This is a genomic window from Flavobacterium branchiophilum NBRC 15030 = ATCC 35035 (assembly GCF_002217205.1).
In the GTDB taxonomy this organism is placed as follows: domain Bacteria; phylum Bacteroidota; class Bacteroidia; order Flavobacteriales; family Flavobacteriaceae; genus Flavobacterium; species Flavobacterium branchiophilum.
This window is the reverse complement of the sequence record NZ_MUGT01000081.1, coordinates 16,305-33,079: the sequence shown is the minus strand read 5'-3', so window position 1 is coordinate 33,079 and position 16,775 is coordinate 16,305. Positions and strand designations below refer to the sequence as shown.

The following is a 16,775-nucleotide window of genomic DNA, read 5'->3' as shown; positions in this document are numbered from 1 at the left end:
ATTGTTTCATTTCAAAATAAAAAAATAAGATGTTAATAGAATTAAACGAAGACACGCTTCAAAATATAGTGAATACCAACGAAAAAGTAGTTGTGCAATTTTCTGCTTCTTGGTGTGGTAATTGTAGGATTATGAAACCAAAATTTAAAAAATTGGCAACAGAAAACGAGGCCATGACTTTTGTATTGGTGGATGCCGAAAATAGTCCTGAATCTAGAAAATTAGCTAATGTTTCAAATTTACCTACTTTTGCCACCTTTGTTGGAGGACAATTAATAAACGAAACCCAAACCAATAAAGCCGATGTTTTAATAGAACTGGTAAACGAAATCAAATAAACCATACCCACATGAAACTGCCTGTAATCAAACATTTAACGCAATTTATAGAAGACAACGACCAAGATTATTTGATAGAAACCATAGAAGTATTGGAAGCTTTGACAGAAGTATCGAGTATGAAAGATGAAGAAATTGATGTTATTGCCGAGTTGATTTCCAATATGTATGGAGCACTCGAAGTTCACAAAATGACCAAAGACGGCTTAGACAAAAAAGAGGCCCTCAATACTTTTATGAAACGGGTTCTTGGATCAATTGACAAATAAAAACGCCCATGCAACGCCCTCATTTTGAGAGCGTTTTTGGGTTTATTTGAAATATTTGTGTTTCATCCAAAGGCTCATTTTTACTAAAATTATCAAAGCTGGAACTTCTACCAAAGGGCCAATGACACCCGCAAAGGCCTGACCACTATGGATACCAAAAACACCAATTGAAACGGCTATGGCCAATTCAAAATTGTTGCCCGAAGCTGTAAATGACAATGCTACAGCGTCCTTATAAGAAGCTCCCATTTTTTTGGATACAAAAAACATAAGAAAAAACATAATAGCAAAAAAAAGTACCAAAGGCAATGCAATACGAAGCACATCTAATGGTAAATCGATAATCATGTCGCCTTTTAAGCTGAACATGATTACTATGGTAAACAGCAATGCTATCAAAGTGATGGGCGATACAAATGGTGTGAATTTTTGATTAAAAAATTTTTCTCCTAAATATTTTTTTATAGTATAACGACTAATGACTGCCATTGCAAACGGAATACCAAGATAAATGCCCACTGTTTTTGCTATTTCGGATATTGTAATGTTTAGTTCTATACCTTTGATTCCGAAAAATGGCAGCATGATTTTAAGGTAAAAATAGGCATACAAACTAAAAAAAAATACTTGAATTAAACTATTGATACCAATTAATCCAGCAGTTAATTCCCTGTTTCCTTCGGCTAACTCGTTCCAAACAATGACCATCGCAATGCAAGGAGCAATCCCAATAATAATTAAACCCGTCATGTACTCGGGATAGTCTTTTAGAAAAAATGTTGCCAATACAAACATTAAAAAAGGGCCAAAAATCCATGTAATCAAAAACGAAACCGTAAGCAATTTAAGTTTTGAAAACATGAGCGGCACAGCCGAAAAATCGATTTTTGTTAAAGGCGGGTACATCATTAAAATCAGTCCAATTGCCAACGGAATATTAGTAGTGCCAGAAGAAAAGGAATTGATATAAGAAGCTGTGTTTGGAATAAAATAGCCAATGGCAACACCAATTAACATGGCTAAAAAAATCCAAAGCGTTAAATAACGATCTAAAAAATTCAATCTTTTTTTCATAACTGTACGATTTTTTATTTGTATTTAAAATAAATTATTTCTTTATATTTGTTAAATTTTATGTAACAAATCAGTTTTTGAGGGCTATTTTGTGTTATATATTTTTTAATTGCATAAAAATATAATACATTTCAGAAGCAATTTGCATGCTTCGTTCTTCATATTTTTCATTCATTGTATCGGTGCCATCAAAGGCTTTTGGATCGTCATATTTAATTGGAAATCTTGCTTCAGCACCCAAAACCATGGGACAACCTCCATCTGCGTTATTGCAAGTCATGATGGCCGCAAAGTTGCTTTTTGGATTAAAATCATCGAAATAAGTTTTTGAAAAACAGATGATGGGATGTTGATTTTCGTTAAACTTAATGGCATATACTGGGTTATTTTCATTGCTTACTTTTTGAATTTGAAATCCTTGATTTGATAGTGTTTCAGCTACTTTTGGGAACATGGCTGTGGCTTCTGTGCCGCCAGAATAGCAAAAAACATTTTTTATTCCGAAATGAAAAGCCATCGTTTGGGCCCAAATTTGCGACAAATGGCTTCGTCGAGAATTGTGTGTGCAAATAAAGTTCAGCCGAATTTCTTGTTTGGAATTGATTTTATTTTGAATATAATCCGCTAAAGGTTTCAAAACTTTTTTTCGTTCATCTGATACTGAAATAGCAGCAATAGATTGCAAGTTTTTTGATAAATTTTCAAACATATATAATTTATTTAAGCACAAAGACACCAAGAATGTACTAAGTTCTCAAAGTTTTTTTGATTCTTTTGATTCTTTTGATTCTTTTGATTCTTTTGATTCTTTTGATTCTTTTGATTCTTCACATTAATATATTAACAACAACCCGATTTTGGCGAACAACAAGATGTTTCTTTTGGCTTCCAATTTCCTATGACTGGTTCCATTTTATCTGCTGGAATACCACAATGGTCCTGTGCCAAACAAGTGGTCTGTTTTGTTGTTAATTGAAAAATGCCATTTACAAATGCAATACCAAATTTGCCTATAGTTTGAGCGTCTTGATATTCAACTTCAAGTTCTAAATCAGCACTTTGGAATAATTTTTCGGATGCCACAATAATTTTATTCACTTTTTCAGTCGTCAATCGGTGGTCCACATCACCCGCAAACCATACTTGAAATGTAATATTTTTTTCCTCACGGACAACGTTGCCACAATCGATAAAATTTTTGGTTAGTAAGCCCATCTCTGTAATATGAAAATGTGGCGGAACAAAAGTTCCGTTAGGCAATTGAATACTAAAAGAGGTAACAGTTTGAATAGCTTCTTTAAATTGAGATAATGTCATAATATTTTATTTATTAAGTTAAAATTTGATTTAGCAACATTTATTATGAATTTTTACATTCATTTTTGAAAAATAATGCTCTATAAAATGTAAGATTTCAGGATTTAAACAGTAGCAAATAGCCGTACCTTCGATAGTGCCTTTGATGATTTTGGCATTTTTTAGTTCTTTCAAATGTTGAGAAATCGTAGATTGTGCTAATGGTAATTCATTTACAATATCTCCACAAATACAAGCATCTACTTCAAGTAAATATTCTATAATGGCAATGCGGGCTGGATGAGAAAGTGCCTTGAAAATGACCGCTAGTTCATTATATTGATCAGAAAAAACATTTGTTTTTGAAACTCCCATTTGATATATCTTTATATTGCAATATTACGATAAATACCCATAACGTCCAACAAAATTAGATTTAATTTTTAATTTATTTTTTTGTTGGGCCGATTCAAGTCAAAAATTCATTTGTTCCCATTGATACTGACAAATTTTCAGTTACCCATCAATTGGAAGCATATTTGATAGGCTATGGGTATGGAAAATCAATTCAAATTTACAAATTCTGTACTCGTTTTGCCCCTTTCGGGGGTCTTATTCATGTGGGGTGTTTATTGGTTTGAATGGCGGTTTGGGTTCGACTTTTCGCCACATGGCATTTATCCAAGAACTTTTTTGGGATTGCAAGGCATCATTTTCAGTCCCTTTATTCATGCGGATTTTGAACATTTGTGTAATAATTCGCTACCTATATTTATCTTATTAGCAGCTTTAGAGTATTTTTATAACAAACAGCGAAATATTGTATTAATAATTGGAATACTACTTTCTGGCCTGCTTACATGGATTATTGGCAGAAGCAATTACCATATTGGAGCTAGTAGTTTGATATATGTATTGGTAAGTTTCATGTTTTTTAAGGGAGTTATTACAAAACACTACCGTTTGTTGGCTTTATCATTAAGCATCATCAGTTGGTATGGCGGATTAATTTGGTATATTTTTCCAAATTCAGACCTACATATTTCGTGGGAAGGGCATTTGGCAGGCATGATAACGGGCTTGCTGTTGGCTTTTAGTTTGGACATGTCTGATTATAAAAAAACACCTATTTATGACTGGGAAATGCCTAATTATAATCCAAATGACGATCCTTTTATGAAACAATTTGACGAAAATGGTCATTTTTTTAACCTCCAAAAAGAAGAAGATACTTTACCAGAACCCTATTACTGGGGAGGGTATGACAATTCCAAAATAATCTATCACTACAAAGAAACGCCAAATGAAACAAAGGACTGAGTAACATTAAGACTAATTTGTCCGATATTTTTTTTATTTTGTCGATAAAAATATTTGCGAGTTTCAAAAATAGTTGCTACATTTGAAATTATTAATATTAAATAAAATAATTCTATGGGTTTAATTTCATTTATTAAAAACGCTGGTGCTAAAATTTTTGGCAAAAAAGAAGAAGAGGCTCCTGCAGCGGAAAAAGCATCTTTAAAAGCAAGTGCTTTATTGGCACACGTACAATCGCATCATTTGCCATTTAATTCATTGAAAATCAGCATTACTGCCGATAATAGTGTAGTTATTTCGGGCGAAGTGGCACATCAAGAAGATGCAGAAAAAATTGCTTTGACTGTTGGAAATGTTGAAGGCGTAGAAACAGTTGATAACCAAATGACTGTTGCAAATCCTACTCCCGAAGCCAGATTTCATACCGTTGTAGAAGGCGATTGGCTATCAAAAATTGCACAAGAAGTATATGGCGATCCTAAAAAGTATGACGTTATTTTTGAAGCAAACAAACCAATGCTAACCGATCCTGACAAGATTTATCCAGGGCAAGTTTTAAGAATCCCAAATTTATAAATATTTGTGAGTTTTTTATATCAAAGAGTTTCAAAATTTTGAAACTCTTTTTTATATTGCTACAGTTCAAAAAAAACAGTCAATATGTCTCAAAATCTCTCCATCAAATCCTGGTCTGAAGACGACAGGCCAAGAGAAAAATTGATGCTAAAAGGCCAATTGGCACTAAGTGATGCCGAACTGATTGCCATTTTAATTGGTTCGGGTAGTAAAAACGAAAGTGCCGTTGATTTAAGCAAACGAATTTTGGCAAGTGCCTCACACAATTTGAACCAACTTGGACAATTTACTTTAAAACAATTGACTGATTTTAAGGGAATTGGCGAAGCAAAAGCCATAACTATTTTGGCAGCCATGGAGTTAGGCCGTCGCAGACGTGTTGCAGATAGTTTGAATTTTTCTAAAATTACTTGTTCTAGAGATGCCTTTTTATTGATGCAACCTTTGATTGGCGACTTGCTTCACGAAGAATTTTGGGTAATGTATCTGAATAATGCCAATAAAGTGATTTATAAATCTCAAATTAGCAAAGGAGGGATTACAAGTACAATAGCCGATTTAAGAATCATCTTTAAAATTGCTTTTGAACAAAATGCTGTTTCAATAATATTGTCTCATAACCATCCGTCTGGCAACATTAGTCCCAGCCCTTCGGACATGCAATTGACCAAAAAATTAAAAACCGCAGGCGACAATTTAGATATCCCCGTACTAGACCACATCATCGTATCAGCAAATAATTACTTTAGCTTTGCCGATAATGGTAATTTATAAGCTTTTTAAATATTAAAATTAATAATTTTTATATGGATTTACAGCATATTCGACATATTTTTTTTGATTTAGATCATACTTTATGGGATTTTGATAAAAATTCTGAAAAAGCATTTGCTACCATTTTCAAAACCCATCATCCAACCATCAACACCGATAGGTTTATTAAGCATTATGTGCCGATCAACCAAGCATGTTGGGCATTGTATCAAGTGGACAAAATTACGCACCAAGACTTGAAATACAAGCGGTTGAAAGATACTTTTGATGCTTTAGCGTATCCCATTTCAGACACAGAAATAGACCTTTTGTCTCATCTGTATTTAGAATACCTTCCTGATTTTAAACATTTGTTTGACGGAGCCCTCGAGGTTTTGAGTTATTTGTCCAACCATTATGAATTGCACATTATAACCAACGGATTTGCTCAAATACAAGATAGAAAAATGGAAAATTCTGGACTAAAACCTTTTTTCAAAACCATAACCAACTCAGAAATGGCGGGTGTCAAAAAACCGCATCCTCTGATTTTTGAACATGCTTTGACCGAAGCAAAAGCCACTAAAACGGAAAGTATCATGATTGGCGATTGCTTGATTGCCGATGTTCAAGGAGCGTTAGATTTTGGTATTCAAGCCCTGTTTTTTAATCCATTTGAAGCACAAGCCCCTAAAAATGTGGTTCAAATCAATAAGCTTCAAGAATTGAAAAATTTATTTGCCATTTAACAATCCCGCTATTTTGACATCACGAACTAAATAAATAATAAAATCTATATTAAAAAAAATGAAAAAAAACCAACACAATTTTTTGCAACAAGTCCTGTTTTTGATGGGTTTTATGCTTTGTGGTTATGCACAAGCACAAGAATTAAATCAGTATAAATATGCCCTAGTACCATCAAAATTTAGTTTTTTGAAAGAAGTGGATGCTTATCATTTGAATACATTATCCAAATTATATTTACAAAAATATGGGTTTGAAACCTATTTAGATAGCGACACCCAACCTGAAGATTTTGTTCAAAACAATTGCAATAAAATATTTATGGATTTGATAGAAAACAACTCGCTTTTTGCAACCAAAATTACCATTGTTTTGAAAGATTGCAAGGGCAACATTTTGAGTAAATCCGATGAAGCAACTAGCCGAGAAAAAGAATATGCCGTTGCCTACAACATGGCACTTCGTATGGCTTTTAACAATTATTTGGCATTGAAAAACCATCAATATAAACCAACAGCTACCGAAAAAAAAGAACCTGAAATACTTCATAATCAAGCAACAACTCCTATCGATTCCGCTCAAGATTTGAATACAACTAATACCTTTCTTGCAGCAAAAACAGCCCAAGGCTATTTGTTGCACCATCCAAAAACAGGGGCTATAACATGGCAACTTTATCAAACCTCAACACCCGATGTTTATTTGGCAGTTTCCAATACTATAAAAGGAGTCGTATTTATAAAAAACAATGCTTTAAAATTAGAATATTTTGAAGAAAATGCAATAAAAAGTATCGTTTTGCCAGTACAATTTCAATAATTATATTTGTCTTTCCATCGGTTTTTCAAAAAATCTCTGGTTGCATTTTCACGACTATTATTTCCTGGTTCATACAATACTGTTTGGCTCACCTCTGTGGGTAAATATTCTTGAATAGTGAAATTTTGTTCAAATTGATGGCTGTATTGATATTCTTTTCCGTAGCCTAATGTTTTCATTAATGGTGTTGGGGCATTGCGTAAATGTAACGGTACAGGCAAATTTCCCGTTTGTTTTACCAATTCTTGAGCCTTTCCAATAGCCAAATAAGCTGCATTACTTTTGGGCGAAGTAGCCAAATAAATGGCACATTGGCTTAATATGATGCGACTTTCTGGATAGCCCAATGTGGCCACCGCCTGAAAGGTATTGTTGGCCATAATAAAAGCCGTAGGGTTGGCATTGCCTATGTCTTCGCTAGCTAATATGAGCATTCGTCGGGCAATAAATTTGACCTCTTCGCCACCTTCTATCATTCTTGCCAACCAATATACTGCTGCGTTGGGATCGCTTCCTCTGATAGACTTGATAAAGGCCGACACAATATCATAATGTTGTTCGCCAGTTTTGTCATACAATACAGTATTTTGTTGAACAATTTCGAGTACTTTGTCGTTATAAATATCAATTTTATCCCCTATTGAGGCATTGACAACCAATTCAAAAATATTCAAAATTTTGCGACCATCGCCTCCAGAAAGCTGGATAAGTGCTTCTGTTTCGTGCAAATTTATAGCTTTTTCTTTTAAAATTGCGTCGGATTTGACAGCTCTAAAGAGTAAATTTTCCAAATCGGTTTTAGAAAAAGCATTTAAAACATATACCTGACATCTGGACAACAAGGCCGGAATTACCTCAAAGCTAGGGTTTTCTGTAGTGGCCCCAATCAAAGTAACCCAACCTTTTTCGACTGCTGCCAACAGCGAGTCTTGCTGAGATTTGCTAAATCGATGGATTTCATCAATAAACAAAATTGGGTTTTTGGCGGTAAACAATCCACCATTCTGTTTGGCTTTGTCTATAACCTCTCTAATGTCTTTAACCCCCGAATTGATAGCACTCAAACTATAAAAAGGCCTTTTGGACTCTTGAGCAATGATAAGTGCCAATGTGGTTTTGCCAGTGCCTGGAGGTCCCCAAAAAATTAAACTTGGTACAATACCTCTTTCTATTTGTTGGGTTAATGCCCCTTTTGGACCAACCAAATGCAATTGGCTGATATAATCTTCTAGTTTTTGTGGTCTAATTCTTTCTGCCAAAGGTGCTTCCATAACGTCTTTTTACACGATAGATTGGTTAATCTATCTTGCTGTTTTTATTTCAAAAATAATTTTATCTATTTCAAAAAACGGAATATGTTGTTGCTTTCCAATTGACATCCAATATATTTACATATTGATAATGCAATTGATCATTGGCATCAAACTTGCCGTTTTTGTTGGTATCATCTATGGTTCTAAAGTAAATTCTGTTTTGACTTTCTATCAAATTCCAATCTATTAATTCTTGATTGTCTGCAGAAAGTTTTACAAAACCCGATCCATCTATTTGGCTTATGTATAAAGCCTTGATGTCGTTGGCATCTAGTTGGTTATCGTTATTAGAATCGGCATCGGCAAGGGTGTAAACTAAAATTTGTTTTTTTGTTTTGTCTGAAATATTTTTCAAAAATGTTACAGATTGCAATAAAATATTTTTATTTGTTAATGCTACTAAACTATCCTTTTCTGATTTTTGAAACATTAAATTTTGCATAAAACCTGTAATTTCGTTTTCCATATTGTTTGATATTCTAAAGCTATTGTCTTCGGCGTTTCCCCTATCGGTAAAATTCATGTCGCCAATGGGATAAATCAATACTTTAGTACCATAAAATTGAATGGGCAAATCGGCAATGGCCATACTTTTCATTGTGGCTTTTGCGTGTGGCTGCACTTCTTTTTTGGGCTCATAAGTTACCTTCGGTTGTTTGGTTTCTTTTTTGCAACTGCTTAATATAGAAATACTTATTAGCATTAATAGGATACTATTTTTCATTATTTTTGGTATTAAAATTTAATGGCAACTTTTATATTAAACACCCTGCTTGTCATATAATTAGGTATTCCGTATTGATTTTTGGAATAAGCATCTCTAACCCAAGTATTGGTAATGGCATTTTGATTATTGAATAAATTAAAAATTTCAAAACCTGCCGAAAAATCTTTAAATTTTTTCAGCCAATGAGTATCAGGTCTTGAGTTATTTTTTTCGGTAAATACATACGAAAATCCTACATCGGCACGACGATAATCTCTTAATCTGGATTGGTATTCATACGGATCGGCATAAGAAGGCGACCCTCCCGGTAGTCCTGTATTATATACTAAATTCAAATACATTTTGACACTAGGAATATTGGGCATATAATCCTGAAATAATACAGCAAATTTCAGAAATTGATCTGTTGGTCGTGCAATATAACCTTTGTTATCTATATTTTCTTCTGTTTTCATAAAACCCAAACTAAACCACGATTCTGTTCCTGGCACAAATTCGCCATTCAATCGCAAATCCAAACCTTGAGCATAAGCCACAGCATTGTTTTGTGCAGCATATCTAATTCGCACATTATCAAGTGTATAGGTGTTTACGTTTGTCAATGTTTTGTAATATGCTTCAGAAACCAGTTTGAATGGTCTGTTCCACATTTTAAAGCTATAATCATGACTTAATACAAAATGGATGGCCTTTTGTGCTTGTACATCGGGTTGCACCACACCATGGGCATCTCGGATTTCTCTATAAAAAGGCGGTTGTTGATATACTCCTGTCGAAAACCTAAAAATCATGTCTTTTTGCCAATTGGGTTTTAATGCAATTTGAAACCTTGGACTAAAAACAGTTTGCGATGTTGCAGTTTTATCGGTGGTTGATAATTGCCAATTTTGCGCTCTAATTCCTGCATTGTACCAAATTTGTGCCGCTCCAAGGGTATCTTTTCTACTCCATTGCACAAAACCAGACAACCTATTGATTTTGGCATTATTAGTTGCTCGCACGTTTTTATAGGGTACTAACGGGCCAATGTAGGGGGAATAGGGTTGGTTGTTTTGAGGATAAATGGGCGGATTGATAGAAAATCCAGCCGAATCTATGACCTCCCATTCTTTCAATCGGTCTCTAATATCATCTCGGGTCCATTTGACGCCCCATTCTATTTGGTTTCTCTTTATTTCATGAAAAGCCTTAATTTCGGCATTCAATATTAAAGCATCTAAATCATTTCGGGCATGATTTAATTGTGTTCCAATACCACTAATATTGGTAACTGTTCCAAAATTTTCGTTTCCAAAATTGGCCTCTACATCGCCAAGTGCATAATCTGCTTTGATGTCATAATATTCTTGCTCTTGTGTGTGGTAAATAGAGGTGATCAATTTATAAGAATTAAAATCGTTTACTTTAAAAGTCGTTTTAAAGGCTCCAAAATAAGTAGTATATAAATCTTTTTCTTGCCCTTGATAAACAACTATTAAGGCTCGAGGTTGGTTGATTGTGCCAAAATTAGTTTGTCTTGTTAGGGGTTGGTAGTTGTAACGATTTTGAGCTACATTGCCTAAAAAGCTAAAATTCCATTTAGTCGAAGCGTTGTAATTGATATTGGTTTGCACATCGGCAAATGTTGGTTTAAAATTGGTTTTGGTTTCTTGTGAATTGACTAATAATGTGTTGTCTCTGTATCGCAAACCTGTTATTGCCGACCACTTTTGATTTTTGGACACATTGTCCATTGCAATACTTCCGCCAAGTAAGTGAGCCTCTGCCGAAAGTCCAAACTTGGTAGGATTTCTATAAGTAATATCTAAAACAGAAGAAAGTTTGTCGCCATATTTGGCCTGAAAACCTCCTGCCGAAAAATCTACATTTTGAACCAAATCGGTGTTAGTAAAACTCAATCCTTCTTGCTGACCAGATCGAATTAAAAACGGTCTATATACCTCTATTTCATTTACATACACAAGGTTTTCGTCAAAATTGCCACCTCTAACTCCATATTGCGTACTCAATTCGTTGTTGGAATATACACCCGGTAGGGTTTTCAAAATATTTTCGACACCCGCATTGGCTCCAGGTATTTTTCGGATAACCTCGGGGGCAATATTAGTAATGCCTTGTATTCTTTTTCGATTATTCACTACTACAACTTCGACCATCTCTTCAAATTTGTGGGTCATAACAGGATGCCATTCAAAGTCTTCGTTGTTTTTTAAATTAATAGTAATTTTTTTATTTTTATAGGAAACATGAGAAAAAACTATAGTTATATTTTGATTTGCAACCACAGTCAAGCTGTAAAAACCATTTGCATTTGTAAACGTTTTATGGACTCCATCAGACACACTTACTCTTTCAACAGGGCGGTTGTTTTCGTCCAAAATTACGCCTTTTATTCTGGCATTTTGAGCAAATGAAATAAGGTTATAAATCAAAAAAAAGATTAAAAAAAATATTTTTCTCATATTAAATGGCTATTTATTTTATTTATTCGGGCCTAACCTGATATTGGAACGACGTTTCAAAGGTAGTAGAATTTCCAACATAATCTGTAACAATTACTTTTAATTTGTTTTCGCCCTCCTGCAATCGATCGTCAAATTGATACACAATAGATTTATTTTTATATTCATATTCAAATAAAATCCATTGATTATTCAAATACCCATTAAACGTTTTTATACCCGAAAGATTGTCTGAAATGGTCAAAGTGATATTTTTTTGGCGAGCAATATTTTTTCCTTCTATACTTTTGGCAATGCCAATTTTAGGAGCAATGGTATCTTGAGCCAAAACATAAGTGCCTAATTCTCGGGACTTTGCATATAAAACATTGTTTTTCAGTGTTGTTTCTAAGTAGTCTAATTTTCGACCTTCTACTTGTGCAATAAAAACTTTGCTAAGGTCTTTAAATACTGGATTTTCCAACTTCCATTTGATAGAAAAATATTGGTGCACAGGTGTATATTTATTATGAAGCGTTAGAGTATCCTTAGATACTTGAAAATTCATATTGAAATTGTCATAAAAAATGCCTTTTGGAAAAGTAACTTCTACCTGATCTTTCTCAAAAATTTGTTCTCTTTTGTGGTTGATAAAATAGGGCGATGGGTCTGGTACTTGATTGTTTTTTACGGGCAAAACGTCAAACACTACCGGGATTTTTACTCTTGTTGTATTTTGATGAAAATCAGATATTTCAATGGTGTAAGTCGTGTTTTGTTCGGCTTCGTTTGTCGTAATCGTCCCGTGATCGCTGTCAGTTTCAATAAGCTTTAAGTCAAAAGGTGTTTTCATAAATAATTTTTGATACCTTTGATTGCTTTTTTGAAGCTTGTTGTAATCCAAAAAGGCATTAATGTATCTAAATTGATCAAACGTAAAACCGTCAAATTGATAGCTAAAAAGGGGTTTCTCGTTATTTTTTAGCACTACTTTATACACACCATATTTGTTATAACCCGTGCTAAACATGTCATAAGCATTAATAGCAAAACCTAATTTGCCAGAAGCCAACACCTTGTCAGACCAATAGGAACCGTCTTTTTGAAGGGTTAAATTGGCAATTATGGGCATATTAGATTGATTGACAACCGATTTTTCGTCGATAGGGTAAATCAGTACGTTATTTAAAATAGGTTTTTTGTTGTCTTTAATGTATTGATCAAAACCAAATAGCATAGGGTTTAAAATTTGTTCGGTAGCGGTTTCCCTAAATTCAAAATGCAAATGAGGGCCACCAGAGCCTCCAGTATTGCCAGAAAAAGCAATAGTATCACTTTTTTGAACAGGAAGTTCGTCTGGTTTTAAAAAAAACTCTACTTCATACAATTCTTGCTTGTATTGCATTTCTTTAATTTTTTTTTCAATTTTACCATAGCCTTTACTCAAATGGCCATATACCGTTGTAAACCCGTTGGGATGGGTTACATAAATGGCTTTTCCATAACCAAAAGTAGCAATTTTGATACGAGATACATACCCATCGGCTACTGCAAATACGGGTAATCCTTCTCTTTGTTGGGTTTTTATATCAAAACCAGAATGGAAATGATTGTTTCTCAATTCGCCAAAACAACCCGATAATTCTAAAGGAATATTTAATGGTAATCTAAAATAATCTTTAGGATACTGAATTTGGGCAAAACTAGTTACAGCCATAAGGCAAAAAGGGATCAAGTACTTCATTATTTAATTCGAATTATGATACAATCAATTTATAATTTCTTTATGGAATGAATTCAAACAGCAGTATTATTGTGAATAAACAATAAAAAAGCCCCAAAAGTTTTGAATTTTATAAAATAAAAAATAAATTAATTTTTGAATATTTTTGGTGCTAAAGTAAATAATAATCCAATAAAAAACTAAAAAAATGATGTTTATAACACACTATTTTTCAATTTATTAGAAAATGGAAAAAATATTTTTTTATTTTTTTTAAAAAAAAGTGTTATAATTTGAATAGGAATATTAACTTTGCTAACGATAGTAAAGAATTCTATTCTGAATGAGTAACATATTAAATGTAGTTGAATCTATTGAATTAAAGCTGAATATGCTGATGTCTAAGTTGCACGATTTAGAGCAATCAAACATGGATTTACAACAACAATTAAACGTTTACAAGCTAAGCTTGAATCAAAAGGAACAAGAAATAACCACCTTAAGAGCTAAAAATGATACGCTTCGGATGGCAAATTCTTTACTTGGCAGTAACGAAAATAAAAAAGATACGAAGCTAAAAATAAATTCATTAATACGAGACATTGACTATTGTATAGCTCAATTATCAGATTAAAAAAACAATGAGTAAAGGGCTTAAAATAAAGTTATCAATTGCCGATAGGGTGTATCCGCTAACTGTAGAGGAATCACAAGAGGAAGGTATGCGAAATGCCAGCAAAAAAATTGATAGCATGATTAAGCAATTTGAAGAGAATTATGCCGTTCGAGACAAGCAAGATGTTTTGGCCATGTGTGCCTTACAATTTGCTTCGGTATTAGAACAAAAGCAAATAGATAATTCTGAAGAAAAAACCGAAACTCTTGAAAGATTAACAAAAATAGATGAATTATTAAGCAAATGTCTTCAAAATAACGTTCTTTAACACAGATTAAAAACACTGCCTACATAAGTTTTTATTTGATAAACTCAACACTAACAAATTAGAATGAGCAAATCATCGTTACTATAGTATGCCCGTCTGGAATGGGAAACTTGAACAACGAGTTAGCTCAAAACTTGTCTTTACGAGTTTATACAATACCGCTAATGTAGGCTTTTTTATATATAAATTTTAAATACAAATATGGAATCATTAATAATTATAATTGCAGGAATCGTAGGAATAGCGATAGGTTTTGGGATAGCGAAGTATATGGAAAAAAACAATATTTCGACCTTAATTAAAAATGCTCGAAAAGAGGCAAGTTCAATCCTAAAAGATGCTACCCTAGAGGCCGAAAACATTAAAAAAGATAAAATTCTTCAAGCCAAAGAGAAATTTATTGAACTAAAAGCAGAGCACGAACAAGTCATATTGGCTCGTGATAAAAAAGTAGCCGAGGTTGAAAAAAGAGTCAGAGACAAAGAATCGCAAGTGTCGAGCGAACTTTCTAAAGCCAAAAAAGTAAATGACGAGTTTGAAAATAAAACCAAAGAATACCAAGCCAAAATTGATGCTTTGGAAAAAAAGCAAACCGAAATAGACAAAATGCACAAAAGCCAAGTTACACAATTGGAAGTCATATCGGGACTTTCGGCAGATGAGGCAAAAAAACAATTGGTGGATAGCTTGAAAAACGATGCCAAGGCACAAGCCATGTCGTTTATTCAAGATACTATTGAAGAGGCAAAATTGACCGCCCAACAAGAAGCTAAAAAAATCATTATCAACACCATACAACGAGTAGGAACTGAAGAGGCTGTAGAAAATTGTGTCTCTGTTTTCAATATTGAGTCAGACGATGTAAAAGGCCGCATTATTGGTAGAGAAGGTAGAAATATTAGAGCTATTGAAGCCGCAACAGGTGTCGAAATCATTGTTGATGATACTCCAGAGGCTATCATTTTGTCTTGTTTTGATCCTGTCCGTAGAGAAATTGCCCGCTTGGCATTGCACAAATTGGTAACAGATGGTCGTATTCACCCAGCCAGAATTGAAGAGGTTGTAGCTAAAACTACCAAACAAATAGACGACGAAATTATTGAAACCGGTAAACGCACCGTGGTAGAATTGGGCATACACGGTTTACACCCTGAATTGATCAAAGTAATTGGTAGAATGAAATACCGTTCGTCTTATGGTCAAAATTTATTGCAACACTCTCGAGAAGTGTCCAAATTGTGTGGTATCATGGCAGCAGAATTGGGGCTAAATGTCAAATTGGCAAAACGTGCTGGTTTGCTGCACGATATTGGTAAAGTACCCGAAACAGAAAGCGATTTACCTCATGCACTATTAGGAATGCAATGGGCCGAAAAATATGGCGAAAAAGAAGAAGTTTGCAATGCTATTGGGGCTCATCATGATGAAATTGAAATGAAATCTTTGCTGTCGCCAATTGTACAAGTTTGCGATGCTATTTCTGGAGCTAGACCAGGTGCCAGAAGACAAGTATTGGATTCCTATATCCAACGTTTGAAAGATTTAGAAGAAGTGGCTTATGGTTTTGGCGGTGTCAAAAATGCTTATGCCATTCAAGCAGGTAGAGAGTTGCGGGTTATTGTTGAAAGCGAAAAAGTTTCAGACGAAAATGCAGCCTCGTTGTCATTTGATATTTCGCAAAAAATTCAAACAGAAATGACTTATCCAGGACAAGTAAAAGTTACAGTAATTAGAGAAACTCGTGCTGTAAATATTGCTAAATAAAATTAGAAACAAACACTATATCAACGCAGTACTCACATGATGTGCTGCGTTTTTTTTATACGAAGATATTAAATATGAGACATTTAGCATTACTTAGAGGCATCAACGTGTCTGGACACAACCTCATAAAAATGGAGCAACTCAAAAACATTTTAGAAACGGCTGGTTTTCAAAATGTTGAAACATATATTCAGTCGGGCAATGTGTTTTTGAGTAGTCCAGAAACCCATTTGCCGGGTATTGGTTTTGCTATTAATCAACTTATTTTCAAACAATTAGGGCTAGATGTACCTGTTGTTATGCTGTCTAAAACCGATTTGGAAAAAGCCATTTCTCAAAATCCTTTTTTAAAAGACCCACAAGTAGATACTAAAAAATGCTATGTAGCTTTTTTGTCTAAAAATTTAGGAATAAATGCTATTAATGATTTAAAAATCAGTCAGTTCAAGCCAGACGAAGCAATTGTACATGACAATATGATTTATATCAAATACCATATTGGGGCTGGAAAAACCAAATTGGACCAAAAATATATTGAAAAAAAATTGAATGTAACGGCAACCATACGCAATTGGAATACAGTATCAAAACTATTAGAATTATATCATGACAAGTAGTTAATCCATGCTAGACTTCAAAAAATAAAACTAACATAGTAATACCAAATATAC

19 protein-coding genes are annotated in these 16,775 nt (G+C 33.8%); 11 read left to right on the top strand and 8 right to left on the bottom strand.

What is annotated here, in order from left to right:
- Nucleotides 1–29 precede the first annotated feature (29 nt).
- Both B0A58_RS09950 and B0A58_RS09945 read left to right on the top strand, forming a co-directional pair.
- Nucleotides 30–338, top strand: a complete 309-nt coding sequence (locus B0A58_RS09950) for a thioredoxin family protein (RefSeq protein ID WP_089080931.1) — start codon at nucleotides 30–32, stop codon at nucleotides 336–338.
- A gap of 11 nt (nucleotides 339–349) precedes the next feature.
- Nucleotides 350–607 carry a DUF6952 family protein gene (locus tag B0A58_RS09945; RefSeq protein WP_014084923.1) on the top strand — a complete coding sequence of 86 codons (258 nt, stop codon included), beginning with the start codon at nucleotides 350–352 and terminating at the stop codon, nucleotides 605–607.
- Nucleotides 608–649: 42 nt separating this feature from the next.
- On the opposite strand, the gene arsB is transcribed toward B0A58_RS09945, so the two are convergent.
- The 4 genes from arsB to B0A58_RS09925 all read right to left on the bottom strand — a co-directional run bounded on the left by arsB (nucleotide 650) and on the right by B0A58_RS09925 (nucleotide 3,352).
- Nucleotides 650–1,681 carry an ACR3 family arsenite efflux transporter gene (arsB, locus tag B0A58_RS09940; RefSeq protein ID WP_089080930.1) on the bottom strand — a complete coding sequence of 344 codons (1,032 nt, stop codon included), beginning with the start codon at nucleotides 1,679–1,681 and terminating at the stop codon, nucleotides 650–652.
- 94 nt (nucleotides 1,682–1,775) lie between these two features.
- Nucleotides 1,776–2,390, bottom strand: coding sequence for an arsenate-mycothiol transferase ArsC (locus B0A58_RS09935; protein WP_089080929.1), 615 nt, complete (start codon nucleotides 2,388–2,390; stop codon nucleotides 1,776–1,778).
- A 131-nt stretch (nucleotides 2,391–2,521) separates the two neighbouring features.
- Complete coding sequence (locus B0A58_RS09930; protein WP_014084930.1) at nucleotides 2,522–2,998, bottom strand: DUF6428 family protein; 477 nt, start codon at nucleotides 2,996–2,998, stop codon at nucleotides 2,522–2,524.
- Nucleotides 2,999–3,028: 30 nt separating this feature from the next.
- Nucleotides 3,029–3,352, bottom strand: coding sequence for an ArsR/SmtB family transcription factor (locus tag B0A58_RS09925; protein WP_014084931.1), 324 nt, complete (start codon nucleotides 3,350–3,352; stop codon nucleotides 3,029–3,031).
- Nucleotides 3,353–3,532: 180 nt separating this feature from the next.
- On the opposite strand from B0A58_RS09925, the gene B0A58_RS09920 reads away from it, so the two are divergent.
- From B0A58_RS09920 to B0A58_RS09900, 5 genes are all read left to right on the top strand, one after another.
- Nucleotides 3,533–4,297 (top strand): rhomboid family intramembrane serine protease, encoded by a 765-nt coding sequence (locus tag B0A58_RS09920; RefSeq protein WP_089080954.1) that lies wholly within the window; start codon nucleotides 3,533–3,535, stop codon nucleotides 4,295–4,297.
- A gap of 114 nt (nucleotides 4,298–4,411) precedes the next feature.
- Nucleotides 4,412–4,873 carry a peptidoglycan-binding protein LysM gene (gene lysM, locus B0A58_RS09915; protein ID WP_014084933.1) on the top strand — a complete coding sequence of 154 codons (462 nt, stop codon included), beginning with the start codon at nucleotides 4,412–4,414 and terminating at the stop codon, nucleotides 4,871–4,873.
- A gap of 84 nt (nucleotides 4,874–4,957) precedes the next feature.
- Nucleotides 4,958–5,647, top strand: coding sequence for a RadC family protein (gene radC, locus B0A58_RS09910; RefSeq protein WP_089080928.1), 690 nt, complete (start codon nucleotides 4,958–4,960; stop codon nucleotides 5,645–5,647).
- A gap of 32 nt (nucleotides 5,648–5,679) precedes the next feature.
- The gene (locus tag B0A58_RS09905) at nucleotides 5,680–6,375 is read left to right on the top strand and encodes a YjjG family noncanonical pyrimidine nucleotidase (protein ID WP_089080927.1); all 696 of its coding nucleotides are present in this window, start codon (nucleotides 5,680–5,682) and stop codon (nucleotides 6,373–6,375) included.
- A 58-nt stretch (nucleotides 6,376–6,433) separates the two neighbouring features.
- Nucleotides 6,434–7,192 (top strand): hypothetical protein, encoded by a 759-nt coding sequence (locus B0A58_RS09900; protein WP_133063122.1) that lies wholly within the window; start codon nucleotides 6,434–6,436, stop codon nucleotides 7,190–7,192.
- Here B0A58_RS09900 and B0A58_RS09895 read toward each other — a convergent pair.
- The 4 genes from B0A58_RS09895 to B0A58_RS09880 all read right to left on the bottom strand — a co-directional run bounded on the left by B0A58_RS09895 (nucleotide 7,186) and on the right by B0A58_RS09880 (nucleotide 13,417).
- Nucleotides 7,186–8,463: a replication-associated recombination protein A gene (locus B0A58_RS09895; protein ID WP_089080925.1), complete on the bottom strand. Its 1,278-nt coding sequence runs from the start codon at nucleotides 8,461–8,463 to the stop codon at nucleotides 7,186–7,188. The two genes, B0A58_RS09900 and B0A58_RS09895, sit on opposite strands and share 7 nt — an antisense overlap.
- Before the next feature lie 70 nt (nucleotides 8,464–8,533).
- On the bottom strand, nucleotides 8,534–9,229 hold the full coding sequence (locus B0A58_RS09890) for a hypothetical protein (RefSeq protein WP_089080924.1): 696 nt from the start codon (nucleotides 9,227–9,229) through the stop codon (nucleotides 8,534–8,536).
- Between the two features lie 11 nt (nucleotides 9,230–9,240).
- Nucleotides 9,241–11,694, bottom strand: a complete 2,454-nt coding sequence (locus B0A58_RS09885) for a TonB-dependent receptor (protein WP_089080923.1) — start codon at nucleotides 11,692–11,694, stop codon at nucleotides 9,241–9,243.
- 22 nt (nucleotides 11,695–11,716) lie between these two features.
- Nucleotides 11,717–13,417, bottom strand: coding sequence for a M23 family metallopeptidase (locus B0A58_RS09880; protein ID WP_089080922.1), 1,701 nt, complete (start codon nucleotides 13,415–13,417; stop codon nucleotides 11,717–11,719).
- A 322-nt stretch (nucleotides 13,418–13,739) separates the two neighbouring features.
- Here B0A58_RS09880 and B0A58_RS09875 point away from each other — a divergent pair, with 322 nt between their 5' ends.
- From B0A58_RS09875 to B0A58_RS09860, 4 genes are all read left to right on the top strand, one after another.
- Complete coding sequence (locus B0A58_RS09875) at nucleotides 13,740–14,030, top strand: hypothetical protein (protein WP_014084941.1); 291 nt, start codon at nucleotides 13,740–13,742, stop codon at nucleotides 14,028–14,030.
- A gap of 7 nt (nucleotides 14,031–14,037) precedes the next feature.
- Nucleotides 14,038–14,340 (top strand): cell division protein ZapA, encoded by a 303-nt coding sequence (locus tag B0A58_RS09870; RefSeq protein ID WP_014084942.1) that lies wholly within the window; start codon nucleotides 14,038–14,040, stop codon nucleotides 14,338–14,340.
- A gap of 201 nt (nucleotides 14,341–14,541) precedes the next feature.
- Nucleotides 14,542–16,104, top strand: a complete 1,563-nt coding sequence (gene rny, locus B0A58_RS09865) for a ribonuclease Y (protein WP_014084943.1) — start codon at nucleotides 14,542–14,544, stop codon at nucleotides 16,102–16,104.
- A 74-nt stretch (nucleotides 16,105–16,178) separates the two neighbouring features.
- The gene (locus tag B0A58_RS09860) at nucleotides 16,179–16,721 is read left to right on the top strand and encodes a DUF1697 domain-containing protein (protein ID WP_089080921.1); all 543 of its coding nucleotides are present in this window, start codon (nucleotides 16,179–16,181) and stop codon (nucleotides 16,719–16,721) included.
- The last annotated feature ends 54 nt before the right edge of the window (nucleotides 16,722–16,775 follow it).